11 protein-coding genes and 2 pseudogenes are annotated in these 11,706 nt (G+C 37.2%); 2 read left to right on the plus strand and 11 right to left on the minus strand.

The annotated features are described in order from the left end of the window. Positions 1–351: 351 nt before the first annotated feature. The 9 genes and pseudogenes from cadX (QM419_RS08015) to QM419_RS08055 form a co-directional block, all read right to left on the minus strand. Positions 352–690 carry a Cd(II)/Zn(II)-sensing metalloregulatory transcriptional regulator CadX gene (gene cadX / locus QM419_RS08015; RefSeq protein ID WP_414275750.1) on the minus strand — a complete coding sequence of 113 codons (339 nt, stop codon included), beginning with the start codon at positions 688–690 and terminating at the stop codon, positions 352–354. Positions 691–701: 11 nt separating this feature from the next. Then, on the minus strand, positions 702–1,316 hold the full coding sequence (locus QM419_RS08020) for a CadD family cadmium resistance transporter (RefSeq protein WP_414278429.1): 615 nt from the start codon (positions 1,314–1,316) through the stop codon (positions 702–704). Positions 1,317–1,615: 299 nt separating this feature from the next. Continuing rightward, positions 1,616–3,679, minus strand: a complete 2,064-nt coding sequence (locus tag QM419_RS08025; protein ID WP_002893754.1) for a heavy metal translocating P-type ATPase — start codon at positions 3,677–3,679, stop codon at positions 1,616–1,618. A gap of 1 nt (position 3,680) precedes the next feature. After that, positions 3,681–3,959, minus strand: a complete 279-nt coding sequence (locus tag QM419_RS08030) for a DUF6110 family protein (RefSeq protein WP_002893755.1) — start codon at positions 3,957–3,959, stop codon at positions 3,681–3,683. Positions 3,960–4,139: 180 nt separating this feature from the next. Next, positions 4,140–4,730, minus strand: a pseudogene (locus tag QM419_RS08035) (transposase); the annotation flags it as partial. Between the two features lie 489 nt (positions 4,731–5,219). Next, positions 5,220–6,269, minus strand: coding sequence for a DUF389 domain-containing protein (locus tag QM419_RS08040; protein ID WP_000126416.1), 1,050 nt, complete (start codon positions 6,267–6,269; stop codon positions 5,220–5,222). Further along, positions 6,266–6,589, minus strand: coding sequence for a potassium channel family protein (locus QM419_RS08045; RefSeq protein WP_000825751.1), 324 nt, complete (start codon positions 6,587–6,589; stop codon positions 6,266–6,268). The genes QM419_RS08040 and QM419_RS08045 overlap by 4 nt, the downstream gene beginning before the upstream one ends. Continuing rightward, complete coding sequence (locus QM419_RS08050; protein ID WP_000397555.1) at positions 6,586–6,945, minus strand: hypothetical protein; 360 nt, start codon at positions 6,943–6,945, stop codon at positions 6,586–6,588. The genes QM419_RS08045 and QM419_RS08050 overlap by 4 nt, the downstream gene beginning before the upstream one ends. Then, a complete protein-coding gene (locus QM419_RS08055) occupies positions 6,870–7,172 on the minus strand; it encodes a TMEM175 family protein (protein ID WP_006151097.1) in 303 nt (100 codons plus the stop codon). Before QM419_RS08055 ends, QM419_RS08050 begins: the two co-directional genes overlap by 76 nt. Positions 7,173–7,966: 794 nt before the next feature. On the opposite strand from QM419_RS08055, the gene gshAB reads away from it, so the two are divergent. Continuing rightward, on the plus strand, positions 7,967–10,213 hold the full coding sequence (gene gshAB, locus QM419_RS08060; RefSeq protein ID WP_414278430.1) for a bifunctional glutamate--cysteine ligase GshA/glutathione synthetase GshB: 2,247 nt from the start codon (positions 7,967–7,969) through the stop codon (positions 10,211–10,213). Positions 10,214–10,349: 136 nt separating this feature from the next. Beyond that, positions 10,350–10,671: pseudogene (locus QM419_RS08065) on the plus strand (transposase); the annotation flags it as partial. A 365-nt stretch (positions 10,672–11,036) separates the two neighbouring features. On the opposite strand, the gene cadX (QM419_RS08070) reads toward QM419_RS08065, so the two are convergent. Together cadX (QM419_RS08070) and QM419_RS08075 are read right to left on the minus strand one after the other, a co-directional pair. After that, the gene (gene cadX / locus QM419_RS08070) at positions 11,037–11,375 is read right to left on the minus strand and encodes a Cd(II)/Zn(II)-sensing metalloregulatory transcriptional regulator CadX (protein WP_000711078.1); all 339 of its coding nucleotides are present in this window, start codon (positions 11,373–11,375) and stop codon (positions 11,037–11,039) included. Between the two features lie 11 nt (positions 11,376–11,386). Beyond that, positions 11,387–11,706: cadmium resistance transporter (locus QM419_RS08075; RefSeq protein WP_414278431.1), on the minus strand; the 320-nt coding region annotated here is incomplete at its 5' end.

Raw genomic sequence — 11,706 nt, forward strand, 5'->3', positions numbered from 1 at the left:
TAATTTGCGCTATAATCATGTTAGTCGTATCATTATCATATCTGTTCTAAGTTATTTTAAGAATACAGGAATTTGTTTGTCCTGTATTCTTTTTTCTGCCAAAATGTACATTGATCAAATAAATGACAAGTTGATAAAATTGATATGTGATTTCAAAACAAGACAAAAACGCTCCAGGCAATAGGACTAGAGCGTTTTTCTTATGTATTGATTCGTATTGAATGCTTACTTCACTTCTGTAAAAAGATTAAATAATTTCTATTTTAGCTGTTAGAAACGTTGGTACATCAATGTTTTTAGAATGCTACATAATAAAAGGTAGAGTGAATGGTAGAGTAGTAAAAATAGTTGTTATCCTAGTTGATTAAAAAAATCTCTGATTTCCTCATCTTTTATAAAATAATATATAATTTTCCCCTCTCTTCTAGTATCCAAGATGTTTTGATTGGCTAGTTTACGAAGATGGTGGGAGGCAGATGCCATACTGAGATTTAGTAAACAGGCTATATCACAGACACAGAGTTCTTCAACAGCAAGGAGATAAAAGATGATATTTATCTGTTTACTATCGGTAAACTTTGATAAAATGCGAAGTGATTTTTGGACTTTTTCCTTTTCAAGGTAGTTCGTTGCGGTTGTAACATTTTGTTGATTTATAACATTCACTTGGCAGATACTATCTTTTTTCATAATATTTTCTCCTAGCTTAACAAAGTCCATAGTATGTCAAAAACGTTGTTTTCAATCAGGATATATATCCCCAGTCCTAAATAAACACTGGCAATAAACCATCTGCTATATTTTTCCAAAGTTTCTCCAACAGAAGGGACTTGTGCTAATTTTTGGGCAGAAAAAACCAAGAGATAAATCATGACTAGAAAAGTAAGTAAAGTAACTATCAAATTCGCTAAATTTAAGGTGGTAAAATATGGGACAAAGACACCAATATTGTCAGCGCCACAACTTGCAAAAGTAATCATAGCGACTAGAAAAATCAGGTTTTTATTGTCTTTTCGCAAACCATCTTTTGCAATAGCTTCTCCATCAGAATCTCCTAAAAGCAAAACTTTGAGGCCTAGGAAAATTGGAATCAAACCGAGTAAACCTAAAATCTCTTTACTAGGAATATAATTTAAGACAAATGCAAAAAGCAAACTTAGGAATATTAGACTAACAGAGCCTAGAAATTGTCCTAAATAGATGTTAATGATGTCCTTTCTGCTTTTTCTTTTGGCAAAAAATAACATTAGGATAATAAGTAAGTCTACGGCTGTCCCAGAATACAGGATTATTGAAGTAACAATATTTTGAATCATAAAACACCTCATTCAAATATATTTTTGAATGTATTCTAACATTAACCTTTGTAGATGTCAACTTAAAATCCACCAATTAATAATTGCATGTCAATATTTGTATTGTGAAACTAGTTTCAGAAATATATAGTCTTAAAGTATGTCCACTGCCAATGGTTTTTTCAATATTTAAAAGGAGAGAACCAATTTGGTCCTCTCCAGGGTATAATTTTCCACCAACCCACTACAGTTGACAAAGAGCCGTTATTCTCAAATGAGACAACTCCTTTTAGTTTTTATAACCTCAGCTTCTCGGTCTCTTACCTACTTTTAATAGAAAGACTACGAAGGACGATTCTTAAAGTAGTCAGATTGTGCAATATCGAAAGATTAGATGGGCTTAACCAATTTAACAACCCAAATCCAATTAAACTTCCATTTATTACAACTGTTTCTTGAATATTTCTTTGAATTAATTTCTGCAACGATTCAGATAAAGAATTCAATTCCTCGAAGAAATCTAAACGATTATCTAATAATAAAATATCACTCATCTGCTTAGAAATATCAGCACTTTCATTCATCACAACCCCAATATCTGCAAGCGTCAAGGCAGCAGAGTCGTTTAACCCGTCTCCAACCATCAAAATAGTTCGGCCAGCTTTCTGTAATTCCTGAACCAACTGAAACTTACCATCTGGTTTTAAATCAGTATAAACGTTGTCAAATGGCAGATCTTTAACCAACTCTTCTGTTCTAGCCAACGTATCACCAGTTGCCAGAATCAGTTTTTTCCCTTGGCGCTTTAGCTTTTTCAATGCAACTTTCGCCTCGCTTCTCAAGGGAGTGTGGATACAAAACATCCCAATTAATTCTTTCTTATAAGCCAAAAACAATAAATTGTAATGAGTCTTATATTGCTCAATCAAGGCCAGCTGCTCAGAACTAATTCTTACCTGTTCGTCTTGCATTAGTACATAATTTCCAATGACAACCGATTGACCATCAATTTGCGATTTAATCCCTTTGCTTGCAACATACTGAAGCTTGCCATGCATTTCTTCGTGTTCAATGCCTTCAATTTCAGCTTGTTTAACAATTGCATTGGCAATAGGATGATAGATATGTTCCTCCAAACATGCACTTATTCTTAAAATATCTTTCTCAGTATAATCTCCGAAAGGAAGAACCTTTTCAACCAAAGGATAACTCGTCGTGATGGTACCCGTTTTATCAAACAAGAAAGTATCCACTTCCAGATATTTTTCTAATACATCACCATCTTTAATAACCATTTCTCGATTTAGACCTTCCTTTATGGCCGTAAGGTAGGCTACAGGTGTGGATATTTTTAGAGCACATGAAAAATCCACCAATAAAAAGGAAATGGCTTTTGAAAACGAACCTGTTAACAGATAAGTCAAACCAGCACCTAAGAAGTTATATTTTACAACCTTGTCTGCCATCCTAATAAAATGACGTTGTTTTGTCTTCTTACTCTCTTCAGATTTTTTCATCAGATTGATGAGTTGCAAAATACGACTGTTTATCTGATTATCAGTCACACGAATTCTTAACTCTCCTGTTTCCAAAACAGTATTCGCACATACAGAATCTCCCTCTTTCTTTTCAACAGGGAAGCTCTCTCCAGTCAAGGAACTCTCATTGACCATGCCTAATCCTGAAACCACTTGGCCGTCAAACAAGATTTCATTACCTTGGGAGACAACTAATACATCACCTACTTGAACATCAGAACTCTTGATGCTGATGACCATGTCTCCCCGCACTAAGAAAACATCACTTTCTTTAGCAAGAAGGCTTTGTTCCAAATCTGTTGCTGTTTTTTTTAAAGACCACTGATCCAGATGATTACCCAAATCAAGCATAAACATGATGTTGCTAGCTGTCTTGGATTGGTTCATAAACAAGGACAACAAAATGGCCGAACAGTCCAAGACCTCCATGGTTAGTTCCTTGCGCGCTAAAGTTTGATAGGCTTCTTTGACATAACCCAAAGCCTGATAACAAGTCCAAATATAACGAATAGGGTAGGGTACAAAACTTCGAAACAGCAAACGCTTAATCGCTGCACCCGATACAATTGAATAAGCACTCTCTTCTCTACGAATGGGAAGAGTCATCAAGTCCGAAACTTTCCCCTTGTCAATTTTTTTTAAAAAGGCCTCTGCATTTTCTAATACAGAGAAGCCTTCTTTCATACGTAGAGTAAAGTGCTGCTGATCCATATAAAACTGAATAGAGTCGATCCCTTTTTCATCTTTAGCCAAGGAACGAAGATAATCTTGAATATCCAAGGTCAGTGAAAACGAGGACGATAATCGGATATGTTGATATCCTCTGTGTAGCACTTTAAAAGACATATTATTCACCTGTCAGGCTATCTAATTGTTCTTCTTTCTTTTCCTGTTCGTATAAATATTTAGCGTCTTGTAAAACATCATCACCGTGTTGTTTTACAACAGAAACAGATGCATCCAGTCCATCTTTCAATTTGTAAGCTTTAGCCAAGGCCTTAGAATAGCCTTTCTTAGCTTCTTTACTTGCTAAGACTTTCAAGCCAAGCGTCCCAAATGCTACCCCTCCTAAGAAGAGAGATGATTTTTTCGCAACTTTTGCGACGTTTAATACTTCTTTTAACATGTTTATTTCCTCCTTGTAACTATTGTAGCGAAAAATGACAGCAAAAGCAATTGCTGATATCTGATATATAGATAAAATTCTCTATACTGATATTTAATTATATTATGATGAAAACAATATACTTTATTTTTTGATACTGTCAATAATTATGTGTAAACACTTAAGTAGAGTTACGGAGTGTTAATTAAATAAGCTTTCAAGTGTATCAGAACATTGACCAAACCCTTTATGGATTCGTTGACTTTGCTTGAAATTATAATCTTCAAACAACGTAACTAAGTAACGTTCCAGAGCCTCCTCATTAGGAAAAAGAACCTTCTTTTTCGTTTGATGTTTGATTTCTTTGTTAAGAGACTCAATGAGGTTTGTCGAATACATGCTGTGCCAAATCTGGTAGGGAAACTGATAAAAAGTTAAAAGATTATCCGTCTTCTCCAGACTTTCCATGACTTTCCTATACTTTGGTTTCCATTCGGCGAGAAAGTCCTCTAAAGCTTGTCCTGCCATTTCTAAATTTTCAGCACGATAAATCATTATAAATTGCCCCAGAATAACCGCTCTATCTGCTCGTTTCACTTTACTAGCTAGATTTCGACTAATATGAATTAAGCAACATTGTTGTTTAGCTAATGGGTGAGCCTGACTGATAATCTGCTCAAGCCCCTTAAAGCCATCTGTAACTACAAGAGAAATCTGTTGGATTCCTTGGTTTTGAAGCTTGTCTAACAGGGTGGACCAAGAAGCATTGTTTTCTTGAGGCAACTGTGCATAGCATATCTCTATGCGACTAAAGTCGCTAGAGCTATCCTAATTGCGCACCGCCAGTTCTCATAGAAAAAAACACCTTGCAAGATGCAAAGTGTTTTCGTTTGTATTCTGCTGTCCAGTAACGAATTAACGTTTACTAAATTGTGATGCTTTACGGGCCTTTTTCAAGCCTGGTTTGGAAAGTATGAATTTCAGTTGGACTAAAAACAGCGTAATATCAAGACTTTTCTCCGCTTTTATAAAAGCTTTTTTCCAATCAAATTCAACTAATTTTATCCGAATGGTGTGGATTTTACCCCCAAAATTACAGAGAATGGAGCTGATAAACACTAAACGTTCACACCATTAGTTAAATGATTTTTTGTTCATCATTTTTCTTAGATGATAGAACTTCTAATTTATTTCTTATTCAAGCAAAAACAACCTGCTATAAGTAAGAAAGAGGAAGATACAAGAAAAACACGGCGTAAAAACCGATTCAGTTCATTGTCCTCAATCCTTGTCTGCTTCATTTTCTTTTACGAGATCGTTTTGTGAATCTTTTTCAGAGAGTTTTTGATCAATATACTTGTCAATGTTTTCATAAAATTCCTTGGTCGCTTCACTATCTAATGTTGGCGAGTTCTGAACTTGATTCACTTTCAATTGAACAGATTGAATACCGTAAGAGGCTTGTTTTTGGTGGAGTGTTTCTAATTCTTCTTCTGAAATCGGATCTCCAACAACCGTCAAGACCAATTCATTGTTACTTGACTTGTAGACTTGATTAATAACCGTATAATTGGCGAACTCTTTTCCTACAAACTGTTTGATCCCTTCTTTGCGCGCTTGTTCTATTGTCAGAGTAACTGCCGAATAGCTAGCTGGAAGAATCAACAATACAATCAAAGATATCAAGCCAATTCTCATTTTAATGCTCAGCTCTTTAAATGAAGTTAAAGGAGATTTTCTCATCAAAATTCTTGTTCCAACAATGTTGGCTAGCATGATAAAGACACAGTTGATCAAGAAAAGATAGAGAGCCCCCAATAAAAATCGTACATTCCCATTAGCTAAACCATAGCCAGCAGTACAGATAGGCGGCATCAGAGCTGTAGCAATGGCTACTCCTGGCACGATATTGTTTGCTTCTTTTTTCCTTGAACCGATCACACCAGCAATCCCACCAGCAATAGCAATGAGGACATCCCAAATGGTTGGAGAGGTTCGTGCAATCAACTCGCTACTTGCATAAGACAAGGGAGAAATCCAGAAATACAGAGTCGAGACAAGCAAACTGACCAACACTTGAGTCAATAAAACCTCTAGAGATTGCTTGATTAAACGCGTATCAAAAATAGCTAAACCGAATCCCAGTCCAACAATCGGTGTCATGAGAGGTGAAATCAACATGGCTCCTATAATGACAGCTGTTGAATTCATATTTAGTCCGATAGAGGCAATAAAAATTGCACACATCAAAATCGCTGTATCTCTCAATCGAACATGAAGGTCATCGTATAATTTCTCACGGTATTCCCGTGTTGAATAATTGGCAGTCATTTGTCCTCTCCTCTTTCCTTATTTAAATTGGTATAATAATTAAAAATAACAGCTGATAAACAGCCAAAAAATATGAGCCCATAAATCGTCAAGAAGACACTGGTAATCCTTCCAATCAAGGTCACAGCTAGGAGATCCCCGTAGCCGACAGTCGTCGAAGTCACAAAAGCATACCAAAGACCGTCTCCGTAATTTGTGATAGCAGGTTCAACTAGGAAAAGCACGCCTCCTGACCCAAAAACAAAGGTCACAAAACTCAGAGCAAACCGAGTAAAACCCGTAACCTGCATAATATGCCATAACATTTTTAAACGTTTCATTTGTTCTCCTTATTCATACTAGCTCCTGACCGAGCCGTTTTTTTCCAATAATCAAAGTGAAGATAGGACATGATCTCCATCAGAGAAAGATAGACAAACTGATAGATCTGATTTAAGCTGATTATCAACTGATATTGTTTGAAAAATGACTGGAAGAAAGACCAGATATGACTGTCTTGAATCAGTCCCTTCTTAATATCAGACAGGATATTAGCTAAAGCTCCCAAGGACTGAAACGGTAAATCCTTGACATTTATATAGATCCGGTCCACCACATCATTCAGACTGGTATCTTGGATGGCATGAAATTCTCCAAAGAGAACTCCTGCCGCTCCAAGAGTAGAAACAAATTCCACCAAATAATTTCTGAGGAAATTTTCTCAACCTTTTCCCATAATGTGTTTAGTGCCATCCATAACGATCCCAACCAGAAAAAGGAAAGAAAACAAGCAAAGAAATTTTGCCGTAAATCCCAAAAAGCTTCAAGACTTGGTGTTGTTGGTTTTTCTAACTCTAAAACCAAGATGGTCATAATAATTGCTAGAACAGCATCTGTCAATACAATTAATCTGTCTTTCTTCATCGGATTGCATCCCCTTTCTTTTTTGTAACATTCTATCTTATCGCATAATATTGGATATTCTTTCATAATCCGACTACAAACAAAAATAAACCAAAAAGTATGTCCCTATTATACTATATTTAACTCTAGAAGTATTCATCCATCTAATTAATAAATATATCATATTTCACAATAAGTGAATACTATCAAAGATTCATCCCCTTTCACTTCATCATGTAGTGTTGCTTAGATTTATCAAAAACAACCAAATTTGTATTAATTTCAAGTATCACCTAGTTACAAAAATTTGGGGTGAACAGAAAAAGCATCCCGTATTTTTGATACGAAATGCTTTCAATAAGTTTAAATAAGTTTTAACGTTTACTAAATTGTGATGCTTTACGAGCTTTTTTCAAGCCTGGTTTGGAAAGTATGGATTTCAGTTGGACTAAAAACAGCGTAATATAACGGCTTTTCAGAACTATATCTACTAATTAATTTCATAAAATATGAATCATTATTTTTTAAATAGGGGAATAGTTTAGGTCTGTAAGAATTAACTTATACACTTACAAGGTTTATTCTGATCGACTTTATAACTGTCTACGAAAAAAAGACAGAAATGAGAGATTGAGTGTGGGGAAAAAACTATTAGGTGTAGTTTCAATACTTCTACTAATGCTTTTGCTTATATTTAATGCAAGTAAATAGTCAATTCGTCCGAGCATTTCCTTCTCCATCTCCGTAGCAGAAAGTTGAGTTTATTTAACAAACTGATAAAATAATAGAGAAACTAGTTATTTCGAGGCCCAATCATGAACCTATCAAACGTATTTCAAAAATTATCCCCAAATACTCCCATCTTACAAGCTACCTTTGGTCTGGAGCGCGAATCTCTACGAATCAATACTGAAGGCCGTGTCGCTCAAACGCCACACCCTGAAAAATTGGGTTCTCGCAGTTTCCATCCCTATATCCAGACAGATTATAGCGAACCTCAACTAGAGCTCATTACACCGGTAGCACAGTCGACCACGGAAGCTCGTCGCTTCCTCGGGGCCATCACCGATGTGGCTATTCGCTCAATGGATAAGTCAGAATATCTTTGGCCTTTATCCATGCCACCTGTGATTGTAGAAGAAGAGATTCAGATTGCCCAGTTGGAAAGTGACTACGAGTATCAATACCGAGTTGGTTTGGCAGAACGCTACGGCAAATTGCTCCAGTCCATATCTGGAATTCACTATAATTTTGAACTCGGCAAAGATCTGACCCAGCAGCTCTTTGAAGTCAGTGATTATGACGATTTACTGACCTTCAAGAATGCCCTCTATCTCAAGTTAGCTCAGAACTTCTTGCGTTATCGCTGGCTCTTGACCTACCTTTACGGAGCAAGCCCGCTAGCAGAAAAAGGGTTTTTGACAGATGAAATTGGTTGCGTGCGGTCGATTCGTAACTCCAACTACGGCTATGTCAATGCCCCCGATGTTCACATTTCCTTCTCTTCACTGGAGCAATACGTGACCGACATCGAAAACGCTGTTGGATCTGGGCAACTGTCCGCCGAAAAAGAATTTTACTCTGCTATCCGTTTACGCGGTGCTAAGACTAGCCGGGAATTTTTGACTAAGGGCATCTCCTATCTAGAGTTCCGCAACTTTGACCTCAACCCCTTTGAGCCACTGGCAATCAGCCAAGAAACACTAGACACCACCCACCTCTTTGCACTCGCACTCTTGTGGCTAGACGACATGGAGCAAGTCGACGAAGAATTGGCAGTAGCTGCTACTCTCAACAACCAAATCGCTCTCAGCCATCCCCACACACCACTTCCTAAAGAGGCTGACCCTAAACCTATCGTGACAGCCATGAAGGACATCGTCGCTCACTTTGGACTGGATGACTATTATAGCCAGCTTATCACTAAGGTGGAGGCCTCTCTTCTTGATCCACGTTTGACCCTTTCTGGAAAAATAGCAGAGCAGGTTGAAGAAGGGTCCCTTGAAAAATTTGGCCAACAACAAGGACAAGCCTTTCATGACTACGCTTGGACAGCACCTTATGCCCTCAAAGGCTATGAAAACATGGAACTCTCCACCCAAATGATTCTCTTTGACGCCATTCAGCTGGGCTTGAACGTAGAAATTTTAGATGAGGAAGACCAATTTCTCAAACTCTGGCATGGTGACCATGTGGAGTACATTAAAAATGGCAACATGACATCCAAAGATAACTACGTAATTCCACTGGCCATGGCTAATAAGGTTGTGACCAAAAATATTTTGGACAAGGCTGGTTTTCCAGTACCTGCGGGAGCAGAATTTGCTAACAAGGACGATGCCTTGCGGTACTACGGACAAATAGCCAACTCTGCTATTGTTGTCAAACCCAAATCCACCAACTTCGGTCTGGGCATTTCCATCTTCCAAGAGCCAACAAGCATTTCTGGCTATGAAAAAGCCCTAGACATCGCCTTTTCGGAAGATAGCCATGTGCTAGTCGAGGAGTTTGTGGCAGGGACCGAGTACCGTTTCTTTATCTTGGATGGAAAATGCGAGGCTGTCCTGCTCCGCGTCGCGGCCAATGTCGTAGGCGACGGAAGCTCAAGCATCCGAGAATTAGTCGAAAAGAAAAACCAAGACCCTCTGCGTGGTCGCGACCATCGCTCACCTCTTGAAATCATCAATCTGGGTGATATTGAATTACTCATGTTGGAACAGCAGGGTTACACACCTGATACAGTCTTGCCTAAAGGTAGCCAAACCTTTCTGCGTGGTAATTCTAATATCTCAACTGGAGGCGACTCCATTGACATGACTGACCAGATGGGCGAGAGTTACAAACAACTAGCTGCCGATATGGCGACTGCTATGGGGGCTTGGGCCTGTGGAGTCGATTTGATTATCCCAGACTACACCAAGCCTGCTAGTAAGGAGCTACCAAATTGCACCTGTATCGAACTCAACTTCAATCCTGCCATGTACCTGCACGCCTATACTTACGTAGGGCCAGGACAACGTATCACACCGAAAATTTTACGGAAGTTGTTTGGAGAGATATGAGAATAAGATCAGAGATTTTCTGAGCTTACTTTTTTATATTTGATAAATGGTAAAATATAGTGCAACAAAAAACTCATAGAGCCCAATCTCGTGTAAACTGTAAGTAACCACACTAAACAGAACACGGGAGAAATCTATAAGCTACCATCATATTACCATAATTGAGCGAATTAAGATAGAGACTTACCTAGAATTAGGTCTCAAACCCTGCCAAATAGCTAGAAAATTAGGCGTTCACAAATCAACCTTCTCAAGAGAATTAAGTGTGGTAATGACACTTACTCTGCACAAGCAGCACAAACACACAATGAACAATTGGCGAAGCAGAAGGGAAGAAAATCGAGTTAGACTCCTGTGAATTGAAGTAGGAAATTAAAGAGCGATTACAATCTTCATGGTCTCCAGAACAAATTTGTAGTCGTTATCAACTTGAAAATAGGTCCATGGTGTCCTTCAAAATCCAATTTGTAAAATTAAGCTAGAAAAAAGCATCTCGTATTTTTGATACGAAATGCTTTTAATAAATGTAAATAAGTTTTAACGTTTACTAAATTGTGACGCTTTACGGGCCTTTTTCAAGCCTGGTTTGAAAAGTCTGGATTTAAGTTGAATTAAAAACAGCGTAATATCAAGGATTTTCGGAACTATATATAATGATTAATTTCATAAAATATGAATCAATATTTTTAAATGGGGGAATAGTTTAGTTCTATAAAAGATTAAATAATTTCTATTTTAGCTGTTAGAAACGTTGGTACATCAATGTTTTTAGAATGCTACATAATAAAAGGTAGAGTGAATGGTAGAGTAGTAAAAATAGTTGTTATCCTAGTTGATTAAAAAAATCTCTGATTTCCTCATCTTTTATAAAATAATATATAATTTTCCCCTCTCTTCTAGTATCCAAGATGTTTTGATTGGCTAGTTTACGAAGATGGTGGGAGGCAGATGCCATACTGAGATTTAGTAAACAGGCTATATCACAGACACAGAGTTCTTCAACAGCAAGGAGATAAAAGATGATATTTATCTGTTTATTATCGGTAAATTTTGATAAAATGCGAAGTGATTTTTGGACTTTTTCCTTTTCAAGGTAGTTCGTTGCGGTTGTAACATTTTGTTGATTAATAACATCCACTTGACAGATACTATCTTTTTTCATAATTTTTTCTCCTAGCCGAACACAGTCCTTAGCATGTCAAAGCTGTTGTTTTCAATCAGGATATACATCCCCAATCCTAAATAGACAACGGCAATAAACCATCTGCTATATTTTTCCAAAGTTTCTCCAACAGAAGGGACTTGTGCTAATTTTTGGGCAGAAAAAACCAAGAGATAAATCATGACTAGAAAAGTAAGTAAAGTCACTATCAAATTCGCTAAATTTAAGGTGGTAAAATATGGGACAAAGACACCAATATTGTCAGCGCCACAACTTGCAAAAGTAATCATAGCGACTAGAAAAATCAGGTTTTTATTGTCTTTTCGCAAAC

The sequence above is a fragment of the Streptococcus infantis genome, assembly GCF_047464715.1.
GTDB classification, from domain to species: Bacteria; Bacillota; Bacilli; order Lactobacillales; family Streptococcaceae; genus Streptococcus; species Streptococcus infantis_S.

What these genes read in the sequence shown, in the direction of transcription:
- cadX (WP_414275750.1), bottom strand. Translation starts at nt 690, where the DNA reads ATGAAAAAAGATAGTATCTGCCAAGTGAATGTTATAAATCAACAAAAT.
- QM419_RS08020 (WP_414278429.1), bottom strand. Translation starts at nt 1,316, where the DNA reads ATGATTCAAAATATTGTTACTTCAATAATCCTGTATTCTGGGACAGCC.
- QM419_RS08025 (WP_002893754.1), bottom strand. Translation starts at nt 3,679, where the DNA reads ATGTCTTTTAAAGTGCTACACAGAGGATATCAACATATCCGATTATCG.
- QM419_RS08030 (WP_002893755.1), bottom strand. Translation starts at nt 3,959, where the DNA reads ATGTTAAAAGAAGTATTAAACGTCGCAAAAGTTGCGAAAAAATCATCT.
- QM419_RS08040 (WP_000126416.1), bottom strand. Translation starts at nt 6,269, where the DNA reads ATGACTGCCAATTATTCAACACGGGAATACCGTGAGAAATTATACGAT.
- QM419_RS08045 (WP_000825751.1), bottom strand. Translation starts at nt 6,589, where the DNA reads ATGAAACGTTTAAAAATGTTATGGCATATTATGCAGGTTACGGGTTTT.
- QM419_RS08055 (WP_006151097.1), bottom strand. Translation starts at nt 7,172, where the DNA reads ATGAAGAAAGACAGATTAATTGTATTGACAGATGCTGTTCTAGCAATT.
- gshAB (WP_414278430.1), top strand. Translation starts at nt 7,967, where the DNA reads ATGAACCTATCAAACGTATTTCAAAAATTATCCCCAAATACTCCCATC.
- cadX (WP_000711078.1), bottom strand. Translation starts at nt 11,375, where the DNA reads ATGAAAAAAGATAGTATCTGTCAAGTGGATGTTATTAATCAACAAAAT.